General features: G+C 67.2%; 28 protein-coding genes and 1 pseudogene. All 29 read right to left on the bottom strand.

Annotated elements, in window-relative coordinates; genetic code table 11:
- Window positions 1-17: 17 nt before the first annotated feature.
- Complete coding sequence (locus ACT3UN_RS11100; protein ID WP_444657083.1) at window positions 18-5,654, bottom strand: tape measure protein; 5,637 nt, start codon at window positions 5,652-5,654, stop codon at window positions 18-20.
- Between the two features lie 9 nt (window positions 5,655-5,663).
- The gene (locus ACT3UN_RS11095) at window positions 5,664-5,945 is read right to left on the bottom strand and encodes a hypothetical protein (RefSeq protein ID WP_444657082.1); all 282 of its coding nucleotides are present in this window, start codon (window positions 5,943-5,945) and stop codon (window positions 5,664-5,666) included.
- A gap of 86 nt (window positions 5,946-6,031) precedes the next feature.
- Entirely contained in the window at window positions 6,032-6,403 is a 372-nt protein-coding gene (locus tag ACT3UN_RS11090) for a hypothetical protein (RefSeq protein ID WP_444657081.1), read from the bottom strand.
- Window positions 6,404-6,514: 111 nt separating this feature from the next.
- Entirely contained in the window at window positions 6,515-7,249 is a 735-nt protein-coding gene (locus ACT3UN_RS11085) for a phage tail tube protein (protein WP_444657080.1), read from the bottom strand.
- A 14-nt stretch (window positions 7,250-7,263) separates the two neighbouring features.
- Window positions 7,264-7,665 carry a hypothetical protein gene (locus ACT3UN_RS11080; RefSeq protein WP_304042812.1) on the bottom strand — a complete coding sequence of 134 codons (402 nt, stop codon included), beginning with the start codon at window positions 7,663-7,665 and terminating at the stop codon, window positions 7,264-7,266.
- Entirely contained in the window at window positions 7,662-7,952 is a 291-nt protein-coding gene (locus ACT3UN_RS11075) for a hypothetical protein (protein ID WP_444657079.1), read from the bottom strand. The genes ACT3UN_RS11080 and ACT3UN_RS11075 overlap by 4 nt, the downstream gene beginning before the upstream one ends.
- Before the next feature lie 7 nt (window positions 7,953-7,959).
- Entirely contained in the window at window positions 7,960-8,316 is a 357-nt protein-coding gene (locus ACT3UN_RS11070; RefSeq protein ID WP_444657078.1) for a hypothetical protein, read from the bottom strand.
- Complete coding sequence (locus ACT3UN_RS11065) at window positions 8,313-8,807, bottom strand: hypothetical protein (protein WP_444657077.1); 495 nt, start codon at window positions 8,805-8,807, stop codon at window positions 8,313-8,315. Before ACT3UN_RS11065 ends, ACT3UN_RS11070 begins: the two co-directional genes overlap by 4 nt.
- A gap of 12 nt (window positions 8,808-8,819) precedes the next feature.
- Window positions 8,820-8,984, bottom strand: coding sequence for a hypothetical protein (locus tag ACT3UN_RS11060; RefSeq protein ID WP_444657076.1), 165 nt, complete (start codon window positions 8,982-8,984; stop codon window positions 8,820-8,822).
- Window positions 8,977-9,345: a hypothetical protein gene (locus tag ACT3UN_RS11055; RefSeq protein ID WP_444657075.1), complete on the bottom strand. Its 369-nt coding sequence runs from the start codon at window positions 9,343-9,345 to the stop codon at window positions 8,977-8,979. The genes ACT3UN_RS11060 and ACT3UN_RS11055 overlap by 8 nt, the downstream gene beginning before the upstream one ends.
- 86 nt (window positions 9,346-9,431) lie before the next feature.
- Window positions 9,432-10,721 carry a phage major capsid protein gene (locus ACT3UN_RS11050; RefSeq protein WP_444657074.1) on the bottom strand — a complete coding sequence of 430 codons (1,290 nt, stop codon included), beginning with the start codon at window positions 10,719-10,721 and terminating at the stop codon, window positions 9,432-9,434.
- Entirely contained in the window at window positions 10,718-11,857 is a 1,140-nt protein-coding gene (locus tag ACT3UN_RS11045; protein WP_444657073.1) for an HK97 family phage prohead protease, read from the bottom strand. The genes ACT3UN_RS11050 and ACT3UN_RS11045 overlap by 4 nt, the downstream gene beginning before the upstream one ends.
- The gene (locus ACT3UN_RS11040; RefSeq protein ID WP_304042795.1) at window positions 11,854-12,210 is read right to left on the bottom strand and encodes a RapZ C-terminal domain-containing protein; all 357 of its coding nucleotides are present in this window, start codon (window positions 12,208-12,210) and stop codon (window positions 11,854-11,856) included. The genes ACT3UN_RS11045 and ACT3UN_RS11040 overlap by 4 nt, the downstream gene beginning before the upstream one ends.
- Window positions 12,207-13,445, bottom strand: a complete 1,239-nt coding sequence (locus tag ACT3UN_RS11035; protein WP_444657072.1) for a phage portal protein — start codon at window positions 13,443-13,445, stop codon at window positions 12,207-12,209. The genes ACT3UN_RS11040 and ACT3UN_RS11035 overlap by 4 nt, the downstream gene beginning before the upstream one ends.
- 11 nt (window positions 13,446-13,456) lie before the next feature.
- Window positions 13,457-15,034, bottom strand: a complete 1,578-nt coding sequence (locus ACT3UN_RS11030) for a terminase (protein WP_444657071.1) — start codon at window positions 15,032-15,034, stop codon at window positions 13,457-13,459.
- Window positions 15,035-15,037: 3 nt separating this feature from the next.
- Window positions 15,038-15,349: a terminase small subunit gene (locus tag ACT3UN_RS11025; RefSeq protein ID WP_444657070.1), complete on the bottom strand. Its 312-nt coding sequence runs from the start codon at window positions 15,347-15,349 to the stop codon at window positions 15,038-15,040.
- A gap of 158 nt (window positions 15,350-15,507) precedes the next feature.
- The gene (locus ACT3UN_RS11020; RefSeq protein ID WP_444657069.1) at window positions 15,508-15,795 is read right to left on the bottom strand and encodes an HNH endonuclease; all 288 of its coding nucleotides are present in this window, start codon (window positions 15,793-15,795) and stop codon (window positions 15,508-15,510) included.
- Window positions 15,788-16,003 carry a hypothetical protein gene (locus tag ACT3UN_RS11015; protein ID WP_444657068.1) on the bottom strand — a complete coding sequence of 72 codons (216 nt, stop codon included), beginning with the start codon at window positions 16,001-16,003 and terminating at the stop codon, window positions 15,788-15,790. Before ACT3UN_RS11015 ends, ACT3UN_RS11020 begins: the two co-directional genes overlap by 8 nt.
- 259 nt (window positions 16,004-16,262) lie before the next feature.
- Window positions 16,263-16,844, bottom strand: coding sequence for a hypothetical protein (locus ACT3UN_RS11010; RefSeq protein ID WP_444657067.1), 582 nt, complete (start codon window positions 16,842-16,844; stop codon window positions 16,263-16,265).
- 119 nt (window positions 16,845-16,963) lie between these two features.
- Complete coding sequence (locus ACT3UN_RS11005; protein WP_444657066.1) at window positions 16,964-17,350, bottom strand: hypothetical protein; 387 nt, start codon at window positions 17,348-17,350, stop codon at window positions 16,964-16,966.
- 71 nt (window positions 17,351-17,421) lie between these two features.
- Window positions 17,422-17,649, bottom strand: a complete 228-nt coding sequence (locus ACT3UN_RS11000; RefSeq protein ID WP_444657065.1) for a hypothetical protein — start codon at window positions 17,647-17,649, stop codon at window positions 17,422-17,424.
- Window positions 17,650-17,804: 155 nt separating this feature from the next.
- Window positions 17,805-18,299 carry a hypothetical protein gene (locus tag ACT3UN_RS10995; RefSeq protein WP_444657064.1) on the bottom strand — a complete coding sequence of 165 codons (495 nt, stop codon included), beginning with the start codon at window positions 18,297-18,299 and terminating at the stop codon, window positions 17,805-17,807.
- Window positions 18,296-18,514 (bottom strand): hypothetical protein, encoded by a 219-nt coding sequence (locus tag ACT3UN_RS10990; protein ID WP_444657063.1) that lies wholly within the window; start codon window positions 18,512-18,514, stop codon window positions 18,296-18,298. The genes ACT3UN_RS10995 and ACT3UN_RS10990 overlap by 4 nt, the downstream gene beginning before the upstream one ends.
- A 654-nt stretch (window positions 18,515-19,168) precedes the next feature.
- Window positions 19,169-19,396 carry a hypothetical protein gene (locus tag ACT3UN_RS10985; protein ID WP_444657062.1) on the bottom strand — a complete coding sequence of 76 codons (228 nt, stop codon included), beginning with the start codon at window positions 19,394-19,396 and terminating at the stop codon, window positions 19,169-19,171.
- Window positions 19,393-19,737, bottom strand: coding sequence for a hypothetical protein (locus ACT3UN_RS10980; RefSeq protein ID WP_444657061.1), 345 nt, complete (start codon window positions 19,735-19,737; stop codon window positions 19,393-19,395). Before ACT3UN_RS10980 ends, ACT3UN_RS10985 begins: the two co-directional genes overlap by 4 nt.
- Window positions 19,738-19,870: 133 nt before the next feature.
- On the bottom strand, window positions 19,871-20,353 hold the full coding sequence (locus ACT3UN_RS10975) for a hypothetical protein (protein ID WP_444657060.1): 483 nt from the start codon (window positions 20,351-20,353) through the stop codon (window positions 19,871-19,873).
- Window positions 20,350-20,733, bottom strand: a complete 384-nt coding sequence (locus tag ACT3UN_RS10970; RefSeq protein WP_444657059.1) for a hypothetical protein — start codon at window positions 20,731-20,733, stop codon at window positions 20,350-20,352. The genes ACT3UN_RS10975 and ACT3UN_RS10970 overlap by 4 nt, the downstream gene beginning before the upstream one ends.
- 247 nt (window positions 20,734-20,980) lie before the next feature.
- Entirely contained in the window at window positions 20,981-21,232 is a 252-nt protein-coding gene (locus tag ACT3UN_RS10965; protein ID WP_444657110.1) for a hypothetical protein, read from the bottom strand.
- 627 nt (window positions 21,233-21,859) lie between these two features.
- A pseudogene (locus ACT3UN_RS10960) lies at window positions 21,860-22,021 on the bottom strand (helix-turn-helix domain-containing protein); the annotation flags it as partial.
- Window positions 22,022-22,211: the final 190 nt, after the last annotated feature.

Raw genomic sequence — 22,211 nt, 5'->3', positions numbered from 1 at the left:
CAGGTACCTCCTTGGGGCTAGAAGCGGAACGCTGCGAGCGCGCGGCGGGCCTCGCGGGCTGCCTCGCGGGCGATCTCGTTGGGGTCCGAGGTCGTGACGTTCTCCATGACGATGTTGACGACCATGTCGCGGTCGAGGGTGACTCGGTCGCTGTCGGGTGAGACCTCGCTGGCGGACGCCTGGCTGGCGCTGTCTGCGGGGACTTCTCCGACGAGGGAGTCGTTGACCGCGGCGACTCCGGCGGCGGGGTTTGCCATGAAGTCGTCGGCGGGTCCGTCGTCGGGGACGTCGGGCCCGTCGGTGTGGCCGTCATCGTCGTCGGTTTCGCTGTCGTCGTCACCGGGGATTTCCCAGGAGATGTCGAGCAGCGAGGGGTCGGTCATCCAGGTACCGGAGAGTCCGAAGAAGTCGAGGAGCTCGTCTTCGATGCTGCCGCGGATGGCAGCGACGTCGGTGACGAGCTGCTCGGCGTGCTCGTCACCGAGGATGGTGGCGAGCTCGCCGTAGCCCCAGTCGCCGCCGTTGAAGGCAGCGGTGAGCTCCTCGGCCATGACGGCCCAGGATTCTGCGGACGGGGCGACGGCGAGCGCGAAGTCGAGGTTGCCCTTGACGTCGCGCCACTGCTGCCCGGTGAGCACCGGCTCGGGTTCGCCGGAGTGGTTGTAGACAGCCTGGAGTCCCTGCATCGGGTCGAGCCACCCGCCAGCGTCGTATCCGCCGGCCTTGTTGTAGCCGGCTTCGACGGAGCCATAGGTGGCTTCGGTGTAGCGCAGGGAGGATCGCAGGTTGTCCTCCGGATTCCAGATGTCGGTGCGGCCTGGCTCCGCCCAGGACATGAACGTGTCATCACGCATCTGCATGAGCCCCTTGGTCGGCCACCCCTGCTGGGCGTTGGAGTCCCACTCATTGATGGCTCCGGGATCGCCGGTGGACTCCTGGTCCATGCGGCGCAGGACGGTGTCGGTCAGCCCAGCTGGCCGGCCCTGGTCTGCGAGGACCATCTCGACCATTGAGCGCCACTGTTCAACGCCGCCGCCGAGTGATCCAGGCCCGCTCCCGGAGTCGGGTCCGCTGGCGAACGGGACCTTGTCCATGATCCAGGTGAAGACCTTCTGTTCGGTCTCGTCGTAGATCTTGGAGGGCATCTCGGCGAACTTCGAGTCCCCCCAGGAGGCGGTGGAGTCACGGATCCAGTCGCCGACGTTGCCGACGGTGGAGTCCCAGAGATCCTTGGCCTTGTTGTACAGCCAGTTGCCACCTCCTCCCCCGCCACCGCCGGGTCCGTCCTGGGAGACGATCTCGCCGGTGTAGGGGTCGGGCATGGATGCCATGGCCCAGTGGACGTGGTCGGAGTGCCCGCCGATCGCACCCGTCGGGGCCCCGTTCTTGATGTTGGGGCCCGGGTCCCAGAACAGCTCGGCGGAATCCGGGTACTCCTTGGCGATCCAGTTAGTGAGTCCCTGGTCGGGCGCAAAGTCCACCGCGCGGCCGGCCATGTGGTTGTCGTAGCCGGAGCCGACGTCCTCGTACCTGGTCGCCGAGGTGACGATCTGGTTGGGGAACGCCTGGCTTACGGCGGCGATCATGGCCCGCTGGATGTCGGTGGTGACGTCCGTACCGGGGTTCATCTGCAGCGTGCCGCCGTCGGCGAAGCTGCCGAGGTCCTCCCGCACGGGGCTACCGCCACCGATGACGCCGCCAGTGGCGAAGGAGCCGAGCTCCTCGCGCACAGCGGACGCGCCGCGGGTGCGGCCGACCTGGTTGAGGTGGTCCCAGTTCGACCTGCCGATCCCGTCGACGACGTGCTGGTGGGCAATTCCTTCATCTCCGGCCAGGCTGATGCCATATCGACCGTCGGTCGAGACGAAGTCCATGTTGTCTCGTCCGACGCTGCGCTCACCGGGCACGATGTTGCTGGTGCCGTAGGCGTAGTCGCCGAGCCAGTCCGGCTCGTACGGGTCGACAGGGTCGAGACCGGGCACGAAGTCAGCGATCAGGTTCCAGGCCTTCAGGATGCCGTCGTTCCATACTCGGTCGATGACGAACTTGACCGGCTTTGCTGCGGCGGCCTTGAGCCCGTCCCAGACGGTACCGATCCCGTCGACCGCGGTCTCGAACACTCCCTTAAGGACGTCGAGCCCGGTGCCGATGGAGTCGAAGACAGGCTGGATGACCCGGTCCTTGACCCACTCGATGGCGGTACCCAGGTCGTCCCACCGGTCCTCGATCCAGCCGAGGATCGGTGAGACGACTCGGTCCCACAGGAAGTTCAGGGCGTTGCTGAGGGCGTCCCACGTGGGCTTGATGATCGAGTTGTACACCCACTCGATGCCGTTGGACATCGCCTCCCACCCGACGCGGATGGCGTCGAAGATGGGCATGAGGACGGTCTCCCAGAGCCAGGTCGCGGCGACCTTGAGAGCCTCCCAGGCTGGCTGGATGATGTTCTCGTAGGCCCACTGGATGGCCGTGGACAGGTTCTCCCAGGACGCCTTGATGTAGTCGAAGACGGGCTGAAGGACGTTCTCCCACAGCCAGCTGATGCCAGCGGAGAGGGCTTCCCACGCGGGTTTGATGATGTTCTCCCACGCGGCAGAGATGCCCCACGACAGAGCCTCCCAGGCGATCAGCAGCGGGGCGAGGATGACCGTGCCGATCACGCCGAGGGTTGTGGAGACCACGGTCCACAACGTGTCGAAGACGGGCTTGAGGACGCTCTCCCACACGGTCTGGATTCCGGTCCAGATGCCCTCGACGATGTCACCGAATGTGGTGAAAGCGGTAGACAGTACCCCGCCGAGGAATCCGGCGAGGTCGCCGAACCAGCCGATCAGCGGGACGACGATCTTGTCGATCAGCCAGGAGAAGACCCCGGCGGCGACCTTCACGACCCCGGCGATGAACTGGAAGGCCTTCGCTGCGGCGAGGATCGCGCCGAGGACCACGCCGCCGATGATGGCGCCGACGATCTTGAGGACGGGCAGCAGTACCGGGGACAGTACATCCCAGAGGTTCGTCAGCGCCTCCCACAGGCCGGTGACGGCATCCCACCCTGCCATGAGGGCGTCGAGCAGGGCACCGCCGAGGGCCTTACCGACATCGAGGACGGTGGGGGCGATGTCCTTGAATGCGTCCCAGAGGTCCGACAGCGCACTGCCGAGGGTGTCCTTCAGGAACTCGCCGACCTGGACGGCGACGTCGCGCAGCGTGAACAGGAAGTCCACGATGCCGGAGTCCTCCTCGATGCCGAACGGCAGCCCCGTGAAGTCGCCGTTGAACAGGATGTCCCACACCCCGCCCGCGAGGTCAGGGATCTGTTTCAGAACGTCCATGACGGTGCGGAAGGCGTCGCCGACCCCGGCTACGGCGTTGACGACCCACTCGGCCTTCTCCGCGCCGATCAGCTGCTCAAGTGCTCCGTAGCCAGAGTCCCCACCGAAGAAGGCGTCCTTCAGCTCGCCGAAGGCCGTCTTGATCTGTTGGAAGGTGTCGAAGATCCACTCGGCCTTGTCGAGTCCGATCAGCTCGGCGAGGTTCGGCCACCCATCTGCCATGTCGTCGCCGCCGATGATGCTCCAAAGCTCCTGGAACGCTCCGCCGAGCAGGGAGAGCTTCTCGCCGATCCACTCGAATACGGGGGCGAAGGTGTCTTTCAGCCAGGCCCAGGCGGACCGCAGGGAGTCCATGAAGGACTCCCAGAGCCGCTGTCCGGTCTCGGTCGAGGTGAAGAACCAGGTGAGTGCCCCCACCACGGCGGCGATTGCGGCGACGACCCAGAACATCGGGTTCGCCAGCATCGTGCCGTTGAAGATCATCTGGATCGAGTTCGCCAGGCCGACTGCCTTGTACATCGCCATGTACCCGCGCGTGGCGAGGGCGAGCTGGCCGACAAATGCGCCGAGCTTCACGGCGACGAGGGCGGTACCAAATACGACGACGGCGCCAGTTATGGCGGGCAGGAGGTCACGGAACTTACCCATGACGCCGTTGCCCTCGACGAAGTCCGAGATCAGGTCACGGATGACACCGATCAGGTTCGACCCGGCGGAGGCGATTTCCTTGATGGCCGGCATCGCCAACTGCATGATGTCGCCGGCGAGGTTCACGAAGGACATCTTGAGCAGGCCGAGCTGGCCGGAGGTGGTCTGTGACATCTCGTCCATGACGCCGGTCATCGCCATGGTCGACCCGGCGATGCCGTCCGAGCCGTCCATGATGCCGGTCGTGAGCGCGTCGAAGGCCTCCCCGACCGGCACGGTTCCACCCGAGATCATCTTCTGCATCTCTTCGGTGGTGACGTCGAATTCGTTGGCGAGGATGGTAAGGCCGTTCACGCCACCAGCGGAAAGGCTGTTGATCAGGTCCATGCTGATCTTGCCGGAGGCGGCGGCCTTGCCGAAGGCGTCGCCCATCGAGGCCAGGGCTTGTTCGCCCTTGCCGGAGGCTGCTGCGGCTTCACCGAGCGCCATGACGGTGTCGGTGACGTCGTCGGCTTCCATGCCGAAAGCGACGAGGTTCTTTCCTGCCTCTGACCAGGCATCAAAGCTGTACGGGGTCTTCATGTTGGTCTCGGTCAAGTCGTCCATCAGGTCCGCTGCCTCGTCGGCGGATCCCATGAGGATTCCGAGCGATGCAGTGGTGTCCTCGATGGCTGTGACCTTGTCGAACCCGGCGGAGATGGTATCGCCGATGCCGCGCACCCCGACGAATGCGGCGGCCGCGAGGCCTGCCTGCTTCGCCATGGATGCCAGGCCGCCGGCGAGCCCGTGGGCGGGCTGCTCGGCTCCGCCCATCTCGTCGCCGAGCCCGCGGATGTCCTGTGCTGCCCGGTCGGCTTCCTCACCGGCGGCTCGCTCGGAGGCTGCGAGATCCTCCTGCACGGCCTTGTGAGACAGCGTCGACGAGGCGACGGACTCGTTCGCGGTCTGCAGTTCGCCCTTCTTCTTCGCCAGGGCGGTCTCGGTGTCGATCACGCCGCGGGCAGCCGTCTCGGCCTGCTTTCGGGCGGTCTCCACCTGGCGCTCGGCGGCGGCGGCCTGCTTGGAGTCCTCGCCGAACTCGGCGCGGACGCGCGCGAGGTTGTCCTCGGCGGACTGCAGGGCTGCGGCCCGGGTCTCGGACTTCTCTCGGGCCTCGGTGACGCGCAGCTCGGACACGCGGACGTCGCCGGCGGCTTTCTCGACCTTGTTGCGGGCGTCGACGACCCGGTCCTCGGCGGAGGTCAGCTTGCGTGAGCTCGCTTCTCCCCCGTCGCGGACGGTGGCGAGCTGCTCTTCGGCGCGGCCCAGCCGCTCACCGGCGGTCTCGGCCTTGCGCTTCTTGTCGGCGAGGTCTTCCTCGGCCTTGGCGATCTTCGACGCGGAGGCGTCGCCGCGCTCACGCAGGCGCTGCAGCTCTAGCTCGGCGGTCTTCACCGCGCCGGAGGCGTTGGCCTCGCTCGTGCGGGCGTCGCCGAGCGTCTTGGATGCCGAGGAGACGAGGGCCTGCTGCCGCTTGAGCCCGTCGGCCAGTGAGCGCCCGGAGGCCTCGCCGGCCTTGCCGAATTCTTCGGTGGCGACCTTGCCGCCTCGCTGGGACGCACTGCGTGCTTCGCCCTCGATCTTCTGCGTGAAGCCCTTGAGGCTCGGCAGGATCGGGACCCAGACTGACGACATGGTGGCCTCCTATTCGTCGAGACCGAGCAGGTACTCGATCGCTTCGTCCTGGCGGTCCTCGGAGACCCCGCCCAGCGTCTGGGTGTTGGGGTTCTCGGGCTTGCGCCAGGGGAACTTCGGCTGCTCGTCCCACGGCATGACGGCCTTCTTGTTGCCGCCGAGTCGGGCGAGATTGACGTTGGTGCGCAGGGCGGCTCCGTAGAGCTGCCACAGCAGTGCGTTGTCCTGCGACCACGGTCGGTCGTCAGAGGCGTGCCACCGGGCCGGGGAGTCCTGTGGCAGGTAGGTCACGAGCACCCGGAGCTTGCGCAGGGTGATCTCGCCACGGTGGAACGCGCCGAGGACGTCCCACCCGTAGGTCGCCTCGCAGGCGGCTTCTACCGCTTCCGGCGACGGCGCGAGGAGCGATTCTGCCGTGTAGGGCGACCCTGCGAGTCGACCCCCTGGATCTTCTCGGCGTGCTCCTTCATCACCTGGAGGAACATCCAGGACTCACCGCCGACGTCGCGGAACCGGTCGTACTCGTCGTCGCCCATGTACCAGACGGTCAGGTCGACGCCGTGCTGAGGTACCTCGACGAGGTCCTCGGACTCCTCGTCGGTGAGCGTGGCCGGGTCGCGGAAGGTGAACTCGAGCTTCTTGCCCTTGTGCTCGCCCTTGCGGGCGGTGAACTCGAAGGCGACGCGCTCACCGGAGATGCCGGTGGCTTCCTCGCGCTGGGCGAGCAGTTCGTCAAGATTGATAGACATGGGTGGCAGATCCTTTCAGGATGGAAGTTTGGGGGGCAGATCCCTTTACGGAGTGGAGGTTGGGTACGGCCCCGGGCGGATCTGCCAGGTGTCCCTCCCGGGGCCGGTCCGTCACTTGGACGGGGTGAGCTCGTTGGACGGCACGGTGAGCGCGCTGGCCAGGGTCTGCCCCTCAACGGGCTCGCCGTCGTCGCCACCGTTGGTGTCGTCGCCGGGGCCGTCGGCCGACCAGCTGTTGGAGAACAGCCAGCGGTTGGTCTTGCCCTCCAGGGACTTGCCCTCCTCGCCTGCCGAGGCGTACTCCGGGCCTGCCGGGTAGCCGGAGAGGGTGATCTGCAGGCCGATCATCTCGTCGCGCTTGATCGTCAGACCGGAGCGCTCGGTGACCTGGGCGTCGTACATCGTCAGGCGCATGGCCTTGTTGTTGTCGATGACGTCGAGGATGACCTGCTGGTGCTCGAACTCGGGAACGCCGCCCTCGTCGAAGTACCAGGTGCCGTCCTCGTCGTTGACGACGATGTCGCCGCCGGGGACGCCGAAGTACATCGCGGCGTTCTCCTTGGTGAACTGCCACAGTGTGACCTGGACGGTCTTGACGGACTGGGTGATGTCGCGACGGATCGCGGTCATCTCCTGCCAGGGGATGTACTCCTGGGTGGACTCGTCGAAGTTGATCGTCACACCGTCCGGGGACAGGTAGCCGAGGTTGCGGTAGGTGTCGGTGTCGTACTTCGACTTCAGGTCCGTCTTGGGCTTGGTGCCCAGCGGTGCGACGCGCATGGCGCCGGTGACGCCGACGCGGGCCGCGGCGGCCTTGAAGCCTTCGAGTGCAGACTGATCTGCCATGGTTCCTCCTTGGGTTAGTCCCGCTCGGAGCGGGTCATGATGGTTGCCTCGACACCGATGCGCCGCACGTACGGCGAGATGTCGGGGCGGGTGGCGAATCGGGGGCACTCCACGGAGCTGACCGCGGATCCCTCGATGTGCGGTAGGGCGTGCAAGATCTCCCGGACCCTGTCGGCGACCGGGACGGCCTCGGCGCGGGACGGGGCGACGACGTCGATGTCGAGAGCGATGCCCTCGATCAGCGGGCCGCCGAATCCGCCCCAGGACGAGCTCTCGGAGCTGGGCAGCAGGTCGATCGACACTGCCGGCAGGTTGTCCGTGAGCTCGTCGGGACGTGGCATGCGGTCAGCGACCCAGACCTCGTCGCCGACGTTGGCCCCGACGATGCCGATTACCCACTTCAGCGGGTCAGTCATCGGGTCCTCCTGCGTGCTGCGGAGCGCAGTGCACGTATGCGCTTGGCCTCGGTGGAGCCGTACTCCTCGTCCGGGGAGTCGGAGACGACGTCCATCGCGTAGCGGCCGTTCGGCTGCGGCGCTTCACGCAGGGTGATCGTCGCCTTGCCGCCCTCTTTCGCTGTCTGCCGGCGGGCATCGGCGGCGACTTGCGTGCCGACCTTCCGCACGCCGGCGCGCAGCTGGGTGGTCTGATTGACCTGAGCGAAGAGCTCGTCGTAGTCCAGGTCGACGTTCTTGTCGGGCATGAGTCCCTCACTTCCGTGCACCGCGCACGAGGACGAGGTCGGCCTCGGTGTGCGGCAGGATCTGGGTGCGCCACCGCAGGGGGTTGCCGTCGAAGATCAGCGTGATCCCCCACGAGTCGACCCGGAGACGGTCGCCGGAGACGACGTCCTCGGGAAGCTGGTGCGGTGGCGGGGTATACAGGCGGTAAGAGTCGGTGACGGCACGGTCTGTGGTCGTCTCCTCGGCCTGTGACGCCTGCGGCTGCACGGACACCGGGTACTCGACGGGGATCTCCGTCGGGTTGTCCCAGTCGTCCTCCCAGCCGCCGTAGTCGCCGCGCTTACGCCCCGGGCGCACGATGGTGACCTGCTCACTGAAAATCACGGCTCGGCCCCCAGCTCGTACGCGCCGAGCACCCGCCATTCCGACGACTGCGGGGTGACCCCCTGCGCCGCCCCGACCGAGATACCACCGACCGACATCTGCTCGGCCGGACGAGCAGCCCGGCCGATCATCTGCACGACCACGCCGATCAGATCCGCCGGACGGTCATAGCCGTGCCGGAGCTCTACCTCCAGCGCCCCCAGCCCGACGCGGTGGCGCGGGAGTTGGAGGAGTCCGTCGGTGGACCAGGTGTAGGCGGTGGTGGGTGTGCCGTGGATGCGTACGGCGGTGATGTCCTCGACCTGCAGGGTGGGCAGGGTGCGAAGGGTGTCGCCGGCGGTGTCGAGGCGGAGGGTGTCGGTGCGGATGGGCCAGACGTGCCAGCCGCAGAGGGATCGGACGGAGGCTACTGCCCGGTCGATCTGTTCCTCGGTGGCGGTTTGTTTGGTGACGTTGGCGACGTGGTCGGGGGTGATGCCGTGGTCGGTCATCGGCATCACCTCCTATTTCGTCTCCGGGGCCCAGGCCTCGTTGATGGGGACGTGGGTTTTCTCGGTGTCGTCGAGGACGGCGTCGGGGTAGTCCCGGGCGGCGTCTTCGGCGGTGAGGTAGCGGTAGACGTGGCTGCCGCCGGGGAGGTCGAGGCGGTAGAGCCGGCGGTTACTCACCGGACTCGCCGCCGTCGCCTGCTTCTGCGGCGAGGGCCTTGAGCTTGCTGACCTCGTCGTCGGTGAAGGGGTTGGCGGCGTCGCTGCCGTCCTGCCCGTCTTCGCCGTCCTGGCCCTTGAGGGATTCGAGCCATTCGGACTCGCTGCCCTGGAAGCCGTTGTCGACGGCGATCTGGTAGGCCGACTTCCCGTCGGTGCCGTCCTGCCCGTCCTCACCGTCGTTGGGTGGGTCGGCGTTCTCGATGGTCTCGATCCGCTTGCCGTGGTCGACGGTGGCGGCGTTCCAGTCGTTGAGGACGGATGCCTCGAGCGGGGTGTCGGGGTCGTCGTTGCGGAAGCTGGTTCCGTCGTATTCAGCCATGGTGGCCTCCTACTTCTTCTTGGACTTGGACTTGGTGTTGGCCGTGGGTACGGTCCCGACGCCGGGCAGCGTCATGGTGCCCGGCGTCAGGATTCCCCCTGGCCGTCACCCTCTCCGCCGCCGGTGGTGGAGCCGAGCTGTCCGGTGACGAAGGCAGACGGGACCGGGACCATCAGGCCCAGGCGCTCCTCGGCGCGCAGGGTGACCAGGTTGTGGTCAAAGTCGGTGTCGTTGGTGTTGGTCGAGTCGACGCGCAGGCCGCCCTTGCGCAGGACGGTGGCGCCCTGGCGGAATGCGCCGACGACGTAGCGGCCCTGCGGGACGGCGTTGGTGGCGACGGTGCGCAGTCCCCAGACCGGCGGGTCGATCAGGACGCCGCCGACGCCGTACTGGCCGTTGGCGAAGGGCCCGCCGGCGACGTACTGGCCGTTGGCGTCCTTGTGCAGCCGCAGCTCGGCGTAGTCGATGGGGTTGATCATCATGGCGTCGGCGGTGAGGTTCGTCGCTGCCGGGATCATCTGGATCGCGCGGAACAGGCCGTCGAACTGGTCGGACGTGTCGTCGGTGTCGATGTTGAAGTCCTGCAGACCGTCGCGCTGCAGCAGGCCGGTGAGGTTGGAGCCGGCGCCGTCGCCGCGGAGCAGCTGCTCCTCCTCGACCACGGACAGCTCGTAGATCAGCTGCTGGTTGATCCAGTCAGCGACGAAGCCGTAGTCCTCGATCATCTCGTCACTGATCTTGGTCAGCGCGGCGATCTTGGACAGCGACTCCGTACGGACGTCGAACTCGTCGAACTTCACGTACGGCTTCCGCGCGCCTTCGGCGACGGTGCCCGGCGTGCCCTCGATCATGCGCTTGGCCTTCTCGACCAAGTACTTGATCGTCGGGAGGGTGACGGTGGCGCTGCCCATGAGGTCGGCGGCGACGAGGCGCTCGCGGCGTGCGTTGACGATGCCGCGCTCGACCTGGGTGCCGTAGAGCGTGTTGAACTCGTCGGACAGATTGGTGGTCTTGTGCGGGTCGTCGGCGGCCTTGGTGCCGTCAAACTCCGGGGCGCTGAACTCGATGCGGCGTCCGGAGGCCTGCTCGGACAGACGGTCGCGGGCGGACTTCACGAAGTGGGCGCCGATGCTCTTGGCCTCGGGCTCGTGGGCGTTCTTGCGGCCGTCGGTGCCGCCGTCGAGGTTGAGCGACCGGAGACGGTCGATGGTGGCGGACTCCTCCTCGGCCTTCTGCAGCTTCTCGCCCAGGTCGTCAACCTTGTCGAGAGTGGACTTGACCTCGGTGAACTGCTCGTCGGTCATGTCGGTGCCGTACTTGGCGTGAAGCTCACGGGCCGCCTTGACTGCGGCCTCGTACTGTTCCTTCAGGTTCATGGTGCGGTCCTTTCCAGGAGTGCGAATTTGGCCTGCAGCCAGTTGGTGCGGCCGGTGGTCTCCGCGGGCTCGTCCGAGTCCGGGGCATGCGAAGACCCCGGGGACTTGGTGTCCTCCGGGGTCTCGGGGTCGGTGTCGTGCTTGCTGTCGCCAGGTGGTGACAGCGCCTGGCAGAGTTGGTCGACGGCTCCCTTGCCGGCAGCGTCGAGGTAGCGGGCCATCGCCTTAACGGCGAGGATCTCGGTCTCCTGGTTCGCTCCGATCGGCACGACGGAGCACTCGTAGAGCGTGAGCTCGCGGAGCTCGTAGACGTGCTCGCCCTCGACCTCGGCTATGCCGCCCTCCTTCACGTCGAAGGCGAAGGACATCTGCGACAGTCGCTTCTCCTTGAGCAAGCGGTAGACCTGGGCGCCGGTCGGGTTGTCGAGGTCGATCTTCGCGCTGATCTTCAGCCCGTGGTCGTCCTCCTCGGCCTTGGTGATCGAGCCGATGTTGCTGAACGGGTCGCTGAAGTTATGGCCGTAGAGCAGCGGCATGGTGTTGCCGCTGGACTCCCAGTCCTGCAGTGTCTTGGCGAATGCGCCCTTGCGGATGACGTCGCCGTAGCTGTCGATGTTGTCGAACACCGATGCGTAGGCGGAGAACTCGCCGTCGCCGTCGTCGGCGTCCGACGCCTTGACCTGGACGGTCATGTCCTTGACGCGCATGGACTCACCCCCTTTCTCCCCCGGCAGGTCCGGCGGGTCGTCGTACCACGACCTGATCCGGTCGATGGTGTGGTCTGGTCTGCCCTCGCGCTCGGCGCGGGCTATGCACTCGTCGACGCCGGGGTCGCAGAGGTGGAACTCGGCGCCGACTCCGGCGAGCCGCTGGATGGTTGAGTCGGACGGGCGGGCGTTGATCAGCCACAGCTCGCCGACGGTGGTCTCGGCGTCGAGGACCCAGCCCATGAGTCCGCGGCGCATCGCCAGGACGGTGTCGACGACACCCTGCGGGGCGTCGTGCTTCACCTCGTCACCGGCGACGGTGTCGGCGACGCGATCGAAATCGAACCGGGGCACGCCCGGCGGGGCGTTCTGCTCGACGAACGTCGACTTGCCGCCGGCCGGCGGGCCGACGACTACGTGGATCGTCATGCCGACCGCCTCCCGAGGTCGCGGTGGAACACCGTGGCCTCCTCCCCCAGCTCGGTGACGTAGGCCAGCAGGGCCTCGGCGCCGGCGACGGACCGGTGGATGCCCTCGGAGCACTCGATGACGACGGTGACCTGGTCCTGCTCCTGGGCGAGTCGCTGGGCGAACTGCGCGGTGAGCAGGAGGTGCTCGAAGATGATCGGGTTCCGAGTGAGCACGCTGGTCTGGATCGCCGGGTGCCGTCCGTCAGCCTTGCGGTGCCCCGGCGGCGGGGTCGGCCACTCGGTGGCGTCGAGGTGGATGTCGCAGGGCTGCGGCTGGTCGTACTTCTTGCCGATGGAGATGATCGTGATCATGAGTCCTCCTCCGCTTGGGGATCCTCCTCGCCGAACGTTGTGTTCAGCGGCCTGGCGAGGACGTCGCCGCCGTCGAGGTGCGGCAGATTGTTCATGCCGCGTGCCTCGTTGACGGTCATCCACGGGGCGCCGACAGCAGTCGAAGTGACCGCCGCCTTCTCCTCGAAGCTCGCTCGGAGCTTCTCCTCCAGGTTGAACTCGACGTAGACGTCGTCATCGACGCCGAGGATCGGCAGGGCCCACTGATTCAGGGCGTCCTCGATGCGCTTGATCTGCGGTCCGAGGCTGTCTCCATACAGCGAGCGCCGGAACTCGCGGACGTTGCTGTAGTTGGCGTTGTCGAGCAGTCCGACTTGCGTCGGGTTGACGTGGTAGACGCTGGCGACGGTCTGCAGGGACAGCTTGGTCATGTCGACGACCTGCTCGTCCTGCGCTTTGAGGTGCGCCGGTTTGAAGTCCATGCCGTCTTCGAGGACGGGAGTGCCGCCGGCGCCGGAGCCGCGACCGGTGTACTGCGACTGCCAGGAGCCCTTGAACCGGGCGCGGGCCTTGTTGTCCCACTTCGGCGCGTCATGCGGGCGAGTGATGACCCCGCCGAGGCGGGCGCCGGACTTCCAGAGCTGCGAGCGGTAGGCCGCGCCTTCGAGCTGCTCGCGCAGCGTGTCCTTGAGCGCCTCGACCGGCGACGAACCGGTCTTCATGGTGAAGGGGTCGTAGCCGTGGATGCGGACCATCTTCTCGGCGGGGACCTCGACCTGCTCGCCGGAGGACGGGTCGGTCATGACCATCGACCGCATGGTCCAGGCATCACGCCAGCGGTAGCGGATCTGCCAGGTCGGCGAGATCGGCGTGATCCGGTAGCCCTCGACGGGATGGTTCTCGACGATCCAGATGAACTCGTCGTACAAGCTCAGGTCCATCAGGGACCGGTAGATCAGGTCGTAGGTCAGCATCGACTGCGACGCCTTCTTCATCAGTCGGGAGACCGGCTCGCCGCGGACCCGCTCGCGTCCGCCGTCGGTGTCGTGTCGGTAGGCGTGCAGGTTCACGCTGGCGACCGATCGGGCGATGAAGTCGCAGACGGTGCGTAGGTGCGGCTGCTCGCGCCAGAGCTGCTCGACGGACATCGTGTCGATGTCGCGGACGATGCCGGCGAAAATCGGCGCAGCGAGCTCGTCGGGCTCAGGCGCGCGCAGGGGCGCGCGGCTCAGCCCGAAGTAGTCCAGCAGTCCCATACGGGGCCTCCTCACACGATCATCAGATCGCCGTCGTCGAAGTCGTCGAGGTTGTCGTCCAGGTCGTCGTCGTCCCAGTCGTCGCCGGAGTAGGCGGACTCCTGCTCGTCGACGATGCGGTTGCCCATCCACCAGGCGATGTTGGACGCCACGAACGGCGTGACGTCGCCGGTGGATTTGTCGCGGTCCCAGATGAAGGTGTCGCCGCTCTTGCGGTCCTTGACACCGTTGGCGGCGGCCTCAAGCAGCGTCGGGGTCGTCGGGGCGTCGGGGGCGCGGCCTAGCCAGCGCACGTTGCGCTCCTGAATCGCGGTGAAGTAGCCCAGGACGCTCGACGTCATGTCGGTGCCCTGCCACTCGGCGACCTCGATGCCCGCCTCACGCAGCAGCGGGGCCAGCGCGTTCGAGGGGCTTCCCTTGACCTGGATGCCGACGGTGCCGGAGAACCAGGTGGCCTCGCGTGCTTTCAACCAGGCGGGGACCCACCGGTAGCCGGCGCGGGATGCGACGACCTCGATGTGCCACCGACCGTCGGGCCGCTGGGCGGCGATGACGATGTGGGAGTGGGTACCTTCGGTGGCGACGTCGACGCCGCAGTAGATCGGGGCGTCGACAGCCGGGAGAGAGCCCGGATCAGCGAGAGCATCCCAGAGCTCCGGGGGGATCTTGCCAGGGTCGAGGGATTCGACCCACTGGCAGAGGTTCTCGGTCTTGAACTCGTCATCCTCTTTGCCCTCCCGTTCTGCGGATACGTCGCGCTCGGTCATCCGGCCGTGTCCGAGGTCGGGGTTGGCCTGCGCCCAGCCAGTGCGGTCGTCGATCGACAGGTCGGGGTGAGCGGACCACTCGAAGATCCCGACGGTGACAGCGTCCGTGTCGCCGGAGTTGATCGCGTTGATGCAGCGGGTGCGCAAACTCTTGAGCACGACTGAGCGGGCGTCACCGGCGTTGGAGGTCGCAACGTTGAAGCCGATCACCGGCGACATCGTCGTCGACGACAACGCGGTCCAGCCGGTCCAGGTCTTATGCTCGCGCAGCTCGTCGAGGTAGAGCATGTTGACCGTCTTGCCGCGGCCGGCGTTTCGGTCCAGCCCGGCGATCCGGTAAACCCCGGTGCGCGAGCGCAGGGCCTCGAAGCCGTGGGCGTTGGAGGTCCGCTTCATGCGCTTGCGCAGCTTCGGGTGTGTCTCGCATTCGTCGCGGACCTCCTCCCATAGCTCGAAGGCGTCGTTCTTCGTCTGGGCGGCGCCGAGGATGTACGGCAGCCGCTTGCGGAACAGCGCCCACTTCAAGATCACCTTGGCCCAGTGCGTCTTGCCGTTCTGCCGCGCGACCAGGACGAGGATCGTCTTGAACCGCAGCAGCTCCTCGCCCCACAGCTCGGGCTGGTCCGGGTACTGCTCCCGGATCCGCTCGGGCGGCAGCAGCTCGAGCGCGTGGATCGACAGCCACTCCTGCCACTCGGTCAGCGGCTCGCGCAGGATGTTCTTGGCGAACCAGATGACGTCGTAGCCCCAGGACGTTTCCTCGGTGAGCTCTCGCAGCGGCGGGGTGTACAGGCGCGGGGCCGTTGCTCCCACAACCGCCATGCGTCACCAGTCCCCGTCGTCGTCCTCGCCGTCGAGGCCGAGATTCTTGCGCCCCTCCGGATTGAGCCCCAGTGAGGTCAGGATCTTGTGCAGCGTCGGCATCGGCACGCACGACGCCCGGTGGATCATCTCGGGATTACCCGAGTCGACCGCGGTGTCGATGACGTTGGCGAGCTCGTAGGCCAGGGCGATGTCACCGGCGTCGGTGTCCTCGAGGTGGTCAGCCAGCTCGATCGAGGACTTCACTGCGGCGTACATCTTCCCCGTCATCGGCTCGGTGCCGGAGACCTCGTAGGCCAGCTCGATGTCGGACATGCCGACCTCCTTTCTCGGGACGACCCCTCTATCCGCGCGCGACCCCCCTTCGCTCACGGGGAGAGAGGCCCCTCCACCCCATGTCACTCGCCGCCCGAAATCCGATTCGCGATTTCGACCGCCCCCCCTTGGGCTTCACACCTGCTGCCCGCGCCGGGTCACCAGGCGCGGGTCTGCGGGCCGAGGGGCAGGGGCACGTCGCGCTTGCCGCGGGCGCGGTTGCACGAGCAGTGCGACGGGCGGAGGTTGTCCCAGTCGAGGGCGAGCTCCGGGGCGACGTCGCGCGGCACCGCGTGGTCGGGTTCGAAGGCGTCCGTGGTCTGTGACGGCGCGTCGTAGGCGATCGGCTGATGACACAGCCAGCAGACGGCACTGAGCTCTCGGCAGTGCGCCTTGAACTTCCGGGCGAGGTCCTTGCCGGCCCGGTCGCCCCATTGATCAGTCACGGTTCACGATGTCGCCGTACTCGCTGCGCTTCTCGTCCCCGATGATGCTGGCGGAGTTCCAACAGCCGCGGTTGTACAGGGCGAGCTCCTTCCTGTCCTCGCCCCGGACCAGGAGGAGCCCGTTGTCCTCGCGGTAGTCCACGGCCGCGGAGTGGAGGCGACTCTCCGCTTCGCCCGGAGCGTGCGGGATGCTGACTCGTACTGCCATGACAGAACTCCTCGTCCTCGGTGGGGGTTGATACGGATCGGCACCAGCCACGCGCGTGCATGGCTGGTGCCTGACCGAACGAATCCTCACGATCCACTGACTGACTCGGGGCGCAGCAACAGCGCCCCTGGCATGACGAAACCCCGGTCCACTCACCGTCGACCACGAGAGTCGAGGGAGTGGCCGGGGTCCACATCACACTGACGACAGTGTAGCTATGGCAGCGTGACAGTTGTCAAGTCAGCTGGTCACGACGGTGCTACATGAAACGGTAGAGCACCATGGTCTCGCCGCTGGACATGAGCTGGCTGCCAACCTCGACGAGGATGCCGCGGTGGCGCCACTGCCGCACGGTCGCCGCCTTGAAGCCACGCTCGACGAGGTAGTCGACAGTGACGATGCTCGGCATGTCGACAGCCCGAGCAGCGGGCGCGGGGTGGATCTCCTCGCGCAGTTCGGCCTCCAGGTCCGACAGCTCGACGACGCAGTCCTCGGCCCATGGCCGGTCGAGCAGCTTGGCGCGGTGCCGGTTGAGCCACGCGCACCAGGCCGAGCCGTGAGCCTCATGCTCGATCAGGTGGATGCCTCGATGGTCGACCAGGCGCAGCGACAGGTCGTCCGACAGGTTCACACACCAGCCCCAGATCTTAGTCTCGACGTCCTCGACCATGCGGCTCAGGCTGGTCAGGTTGCAGGGGTCTCGCGGGCCGGGTGCCTTGGAGCTGGCGCCCGAGCTGGTGCCCGATGCCGGCGGCAGTCCCGAGTCCTGGAGATCCTCGCGGATGGTGTGGATGTGATCAGCGAGACGACGCAGGACGTCACGCAGGTCATCAGGTGTCATGCAGCAGGTCCCCTTCCGCAGGGCGTGGGTTACGATGGAGGCGCTGCATCAAAGCGTCCGCCAGCGGCCTGGCTGCTGACACTGCCCCGTCTCCTGCTGATAACAGGGACGGGGCTTCTTCATGTCCGGAGCGTCGGAATGTTGACCGCATACGAACCGACGTCGGTGTAGTCCCCCTCGTCGAGCACCCACAACTGCACCGAGGCATCCTCCCCGCGGGTGAGCACCTCGGTCTCACCACAGTGTGGACACCGAAACGCCGTGAGCATCATCCAGACGTACCGCTGACCTTTCCGCACGCGCCGGGTGGTGATGTCTGCGGTGGCCCTGGTCTTGTAGATGCGCCCGACCTTGACCGAGGGGCGGCGGTCTCTGCCGCAGCCTCCGCAGATGCTGACGTCGGGCTGGGGTGGACAGAAGCGGAACAGTGGCGCGGTCTCCCAGCCGGTCTCCCACTCGACGTCCTGGCCGTCCCAGCGGGGCGGCAGGTCATGATGTGAGTGCACGGTGCTACCCCTCGATCGCGTGGGTGAGTTCCTCGATGCAGTGGTGTCCGAACCGGCGGTCGATCTCGGGATTAGGCATTGGGTTTCTCCTTCGGTTGTGCGGCGGCAGCCAGCGCGTCGGCGGCGTTCTTGGCCTGCCACGCGGGCATGTTGATCGTGACGACGTTGCCGAGCTTGTCGACGGCGAGGACCTGGACCCCACCGCCGTGAGTGCGAAAGACCTTGTGAATCGCACCGCGCAGGTTCCACTCGGCACTGCCACGCAGCGGACGGCGATTCCGACCGTGCCAGTCAGGCATCACTGCTCCACCGCTCCAGATCCGAACCGAGGATAAAAGCCCCGCCAGCGATCCCCGCCGACGCGGACACAGTCGTGACAGCAGACGCATCAGACAACACCAGCGAGACAACCCCCGCCCCTACCCCAATGAATCCCAGAATCGTCGAGTTCATATCACTCACCTGTTCCGGTAGAAGTCGTCGGGGATACCGGCGCTCCCGGCGCGCCGGGTGCGTCGGTGGTGGTCTCGCATGGCTTGGAGGTCTGGCGGGTATCCAGGGCCGGAGTGGTTGATGGTGACGTTGACGCCAGCGCCGGACTGTTTGGGGTCGGGGTCGAGGAAGTCGGCGAGTCGTTGGAGGAGGTCTCGGGCTGCTCGTCGGATGGTGTTTCCGATGCGGGTGAGGGCGTCGCGGATGTGGTCGGGCATGGGGTGGTCTCCTTGTCGGGTATGGGGTGGGTGTCGGTGTCGGGGACGTCCAGGTCCTCGTCGACGCGGAGCCGGAGTGCGGGGGCGGCCCGTTCCTGGCGGCGGTCGACGAGGTCATCGACGAGGTGGCCGATGACGGTGGTCAGGTCTCGGACTGTTCGTCGGGTGTTCCACCAGGCGACGACGAGGAGTGTCGAGGTCCAGGTGAGGATGATCAGGGTGATGCTGGTGGCGGTCACAGGTCGGTCTCCTGTCTCAGGAGTTCTCGGAGGATGTCGGCGGTGTCGAGCTCGCGGACGACGACCGTGTGTCCGCGGCGGCTTGCGCGGCCAATGAGTCGTCGGGCATGGCGTCGTCTCCAGGCGACTCGGGCATTCGTGGTGGCGCGGACGGTGGGATCCTGGTCGTCGGTCCAGTCGAAGCGGGTGGTCTGGATTATGAGTAGGCGACCCATGGCGTCCTCTCGGGGTAGTGTGTCGAACGGGTATTCGATGGATGGTCGCGTGGTGTGGGCGGAGACTCACCCGGATGCGTGCCCAGCGGGGCACTCGTGGGCGGAGCAGGGGGCGTGCCGGCCGATGCGGACCGGCGGCGAGGGGCGGCGTAGCCGCCGGGTCTGGGAGTGCGGTCAGTGCGACGCGGTGGTCGAGGACGACGGGGTGTCGTGGACGACGGTGCCGGTGCGGGTCCGGGACCTCGACCGCACTCCCCTGGCGAGGCCTCAGCAGCGGCGGTGATCGCGGGTGATGTGCCAGCCGACGAGCCAGCGGGCGGCGCGGATACGCCACGGCAGGCGCCGGACCGGCTGCGGGCGGAAGCGGCTCATGTACAGATCGTCTCCAGGAGCTCGCGGATCCACTCGCAGAGCGGGGACCAGTCGATGGCGCCGACGATGTGGCCGACGCCGTCGGGGACGGTGGTGTCTGGCAGGTCGGTCATGAGTGCTCCAGGAGGGCGTCGAGGTCGTGCTTCGACCGGATGGGTGGGGTGTGGTCGGCCGCGCGGTGTGGCAGGCACATGTCGGTCTCTGGGTGGCGCGTACGGTGCCCCTGGGTGCCGGTACCGCGGTCGCAGCCGGGCACCGGGCAGTGCGCGGTGCGGAACTCGTTCACTGCTGACCATCCCCTCGCAACGTGACCTGCGCTCTGGCCCGCTCGCTGGTGGGTTCGATGGTGAGGTTGTCGGTGATCAGCGTGAGCGTGACGAAGGTCAGCCCGTGCTCGTGGTCCTGCAGGACGCTGACGCTGTCTTTCTCGACGAGCAGGGGCTTTCCGTCGACGGTGATGCCGTCGTCGTCGATGACGACCGGGTCGTTCAGGTTGTCGTGGGTGTTCACTGGTCCTCCTGGGTGTCGTTGGCGTGCATGAACTGGGCTGTCATTCCGTACTCGAGCGTTTCGGCGGGCAGGGTCAGGACCTTCAGCAGGCTCGCCTTGTTGGATTCCTTCGTGGGGTTGCCGGTGCAGTCGATCCCCCCGAGGGCCTGTCGGGCGACATCACCCAGGGATTGGGCGAGGATGACCAGAGCGCTCATTTCGCTGCAGTCGAAGGCCTCGACCTTGGTGACGAAGTGGTGTCCGCCGACGATCTGGGCGAACTCGTCGGTCTTGAGATACGCGCTGAGCACCAGCACGGGGTCGTCGGAGATGTCAGCGGGGTCCGGGGCGTTCTCGATCATGCTTTGGCCTTCCCATCGAGTTCGCAGGTGAGGCACTTCCAGTGCCAGGTCTCGACGCCGTGGGTGTCGTAGGTGGCGTGACCGGTGGTGTAGCGACCACAGCCCGGGCAGTTCTTCTGATGGTGGTGATTGCTCACTGGGGTCTCGCTTTCTCGAGGGCGTAGTCCACGGCCTCGCAGTAGGTGTCGAACAGGTCACCCTCGGTGCGGTCGTCGTCGGGGACGGACCACCAGAGGCCGGAGTATTTGCCCCGGAAGACGAGCCACCCGGCGGGGACGCCGAAGATGATGTTCAGGAAGTTCACGGGCAGGCTGGCCGTTGAGCGGACGGTCACGGTCGTCTCGTAGGTGTCGGCGACATCGATCGTCGGGGCGTCCCGCCACATCCACGACGCCTCGGGGACGTCGGGCTCGACGGGGACGCCGTCGGGCTCCAGGCGCCCGAGCTGGCGGAAGTCGTCGGGGTCTGAGCTGTCGGCCGGGGCCACGAGGACTTCTCCGAGGACCGGGCCGAGGCGTCGTCCGTCGTCATAGACCGTGCGGTCGGTGATGTGCCGGCGGGCCTCGTGTGCGTCGAGGACGGCGCGGGTAAGCCCGGGGCGGAGGTGGTGGGTCACAGGTCCGCTCCCCTCTCGTCGCTGATGATCAGCCAGAGAGCAGCCGGTGCCGGCGTCCCCTTCGGGTGGATCCGCGGCATGAGCTTGGTCATGTACTCACTGGTGTCGTCGGCGACGATCCCGGCGTCGACCAGCCCGTCCCAGAGCGGTTTCGCGGTGGCGAGGAGGTTGTCCTCGTCGCGGCGACGTCCGTCTGGTGCGACGTAGTGCAGCCGGGTGGTGATGTGCTCCAGGTCCCGCGGGATCTTCATGGACCGGGCCCGCTTGTGAGCTTCGGCGCGTAGCCCGTAGCGGTGTGGCTCGAACTTGGACCAGTGCCCTCGGTCGTTGAGCGAAAGCGGGGGCTTGTCGTAGGACAGCGGCATCGTCCAGGTCGTCATGCTGACCACCTCTTCGCCAGGTATCGGCGGGTCTGGGTCTGGGCATAGCGCACGGCGTCCTTGTGGACGCCGAAAACCGCTCCCGGTTCTTTCGCGCCCGGTGGGTAGACCGTCCAGGCCAGTCGGTTCTCCAAACCAGCCCCGGGGAGGACCGCCCAGGTCTGGTGCGTGGTGATGCCGACGGTCTCGCGGCGTACCCGGGCTTTCTCGCTAGTGGGCGGGTCTCGGAAGAACACATCTCCGAAGGTCATGCGGTACCTCGCATCGGCTCGTTGGGGTCATGGTCGATCGCCGGCATCAGGTGCTTGCCGTCGAAGCGCACGGTTCGGGTTTCGCGGCGTCTGCGCCACGCCTGTAGCGCCGGAGACGGCCCGGCGGGCTCGTCTGCGGGGTCATGGTCGGATTCGGTCTCCGAGGCGGCGAGAGCGACGCTGACGGCCTCGGCGAGTGCGGGCTCGTCGTGTGGGCAGCGCATCAGGCCGGCGTCGGTGGGGGTCATGCCGTTGTCGTCGCACAGGGTGCAGGCGTCGCGCTCGGCCCGGCGGCGCTCCTCGGCGTCGGCGGCCCGGCGCCGGTTGTCGTCCCGGACGGCCTCGGCGGCGTGCCGGGCGGTCGCGCAGCCTCGGCACGGCGGCGGGGCGTCGACTCCGGCGTGGGCCGCGCAGCGGGCCCGCCTCGGGTCAGTGATCCACTCGGCGGGGATGTCGGGGGGTGGGGTGGATTCGCGCGCGGGCGCTACAGACCGTAACGATCCCTCCCCTTCTTGACCCCCACTCCGGTTAAAGGACGGTTTAAGGGGGGTTAAGGACGGTTCGGGTGACATAGCTGTGTCACCCCGTGGCGCCTGATTTGTCACCCCGTTCGACCCAGCGTGACACCCCGTGTTGCCCGGGCTGTCACCCCGTAACCCTCCACGAGGTGCCACGTTGTCACCCCGTGGAGTGAATGACGGGGTGACAGGTTGTCCCCCCGTGCGGGCGTTGGAGTCCGTCGACGGGATGCCATTCTGTCCCGTCGTGGCGGTTCTCGTCAGGGACAGATCGAGGTCCCAGACCAGCGGGCGGCGGTCGCCGCGGATGTAAGCGACATGCCGTTCTTCGCCCGGGCGGATCACCCCTCGGTCGGCGAGGTTCTTGAGTTGGCGCTTGACGGTACGTTCCGAGCAGCGGGCGCGCTCGGCGATCCAGGCTTGTGCCGGGAAAGCGGCTGTGCCATCGTCGGATGCGCGGTCAGCGAGCGCGTACAACACAGCTAGCTCGGTGTGACTGACGACCGGGGCCGATTCCATGACCCAGAGGATCGCTTTCAGGCTCATGGTGGGGTCGCTCCTTTCGTGAGTGTCGTGAGGATCGTGGATATCGCGGTAGCGGACGTCCTGGTGAGGACCAGGGGCCGACCGCGCTGGCAGGTGGGGCACCCGAACCACGCGGCGATGTCGCGCGGGGTGAACTCGCGCTGGTGTCGGTGTGGGTGCCGTC

The organism is Corynebacterium sp. AOP12-C2-36 (assembly GCF_052379185.1).
GTDB lineage: Bacteria > Actinomycetota > Actinomycetes > Mycobacteriales > Mycobacteriaceae > Corynebacterium.
The sequence above is the reverse complement of the archived record's forward strand: the minus strand, read 5'-3'. Positions and strand labels throughout refer to the sequence as shown.

Excerpts from the sequence above, each read along its gene's own strand:
- ACT3UN_RS11090 (WP_444657081.1), bottom strand. The coding sequence starts at position 6,403 with ATGTCTATCAATCTTGACGAACTGCTCGCCCAGCGCGAGGAAGCCACC.
- ACT3UN_RS11085 (WP_444657080.1), bottom strand. The coding sequence starts at position 7,249 with ATGGCAGATCAGTCTGCACTCGAAGGCTTCAAGGCCGCCGCGGCCCGC.
- ACT3UN_RS11075 (WP_444657079.1), bottom strand. The coding sequence starts at position 7,952 with ATGCCCGACAAGAACGTCGACCTGGACTACGACGAGCTCTTCGCTCAG.
- ACT3UN_RS11055 (WP_444657075.1), bottom strand. The coding sequence starts at position 9,345 with ATGGCTGAATACGACGGAACCAGCTTCCGCAACGACGACCCCGACACC.
- ACT3UN_RS11015 (WP_444657068.1), bottom strand. The coding sequence starts at position 16,003 with ATGGCAGTACGAGTCAGCATCCCGCACGCTCCGGGCGAAGCGGAGAGT.
- ACT3UN_RS11035 (WP_444657072.1), bottom strand. The coding sequence starts at position 13,445 with ATGGGACTGCTGGACTACTTCGGGCTGAGCCGCGCGCCCCTGCGCGCG.
- ACT3UN_RS11030 (WP_444657071.1), bottom strand. The coding sequence starts at position 15,034 with ATGGCGGTTGTGGGAGCAACGGCCCCGCGCCTGTACACCCCGCCGCTG.
- ACT3UN_RS11045 (WP_444657073.1), bottom strand. The coding sequence starts at position 11,857 with ATGACGATCCACGTAGTCGTCGGCCCGCCGGCCGGCGGCAAGTCGACG.
- ACT3UN_RS11025 (WP_444657070.1), bottom strand. The coding sequence starts at position 15,349 with ATGTCCGACATCGAGCTGGCCTACGAGGTCTCCGGCACCGAGCCGATG.
- ACT3UN_RS11080 (WP_304042812.1), bottom strand. The coding sequence starts at position 7,665 with ATGACTGACCCGCTGAAGTGGGTAATCGGCATCGTCGGGGCCAACGTC.
- ACT3UN_RS11100 (WP_444657083.1), bottom strand. The coding sequence starts at position 5,654 with ATGTCGTCAGTCTGGGTCCCGATCCTGCCGAGCCTCAAGGGCTTCACG.
- ACT3UN_RS11050 (WP_444657074.1), bottom strand. The coding sequence starts at position 10,721 with ATGAACCTGAAGGAACAGTACGAGGCCGCAGTCAAGGCGGCCCGTGAG.
- ACT3UN_RS10990 (WP_444657063.1), bottom strand. The coding sequence starts at position 18,514 with ATGGGTCGCCTACTCATAATCCAGACCACCCGCTTCGACTGGACCGAC.
- ACT3UN_RS10980 (WP_444657061.1), bottom strand. The coding sequence starts at position 19,737 with ATGATCGAGAACGCCCCGGACCCCGCTGACATCTCCGACGACCCCGTG.
- ACT3UN_RS11065 (WP_444657077.1), bottom strand. The coding sequence starts at position 8,807 with ATGACCGACCACGGCATCACCCCCGACCACGTCGCCAACGTCACCAAA.
- ACT3UN_RS10970 (WP_444657059.1), bottom strand. The coding sequence starts at position 20,733 with ATGACGACCTGGACGATGCCGCTGTCCTACGACAAGCCCCCGCTTTCG.
- ACT3UN_RS11040 (WP_304042795.1), bottom strand. The coding sequence starts at position 12,210 with ATGATCACGATCATCTCCATCGGCAAGAAGTACGACCAGCCGCAGCCC.
- ACT3UN_RS11010 (WP_444657067.1), bottom strand. The coding sequence starts at position 16,844 with ATGACACCTGATGACCTGCGTGACGTCCTGCGTCGTCTCGCTGATCAC.
- ACT3UN_RS10965 (WP_444657110.1), bottom strand. The coding sequence starts at position 21,232 with ATGACCCCCACCGACGCCGGCCTGATGCGCTGCCCACACGACGAGCCC.
- ACT3UN_RS11000 (WP_444657065.1), bottom strand. The coding sequence starts at position 17,649 with ATGCCTGACTGGCACGGTCGGAATCGCCGTCCGCTGCGTGGCAGTGCC.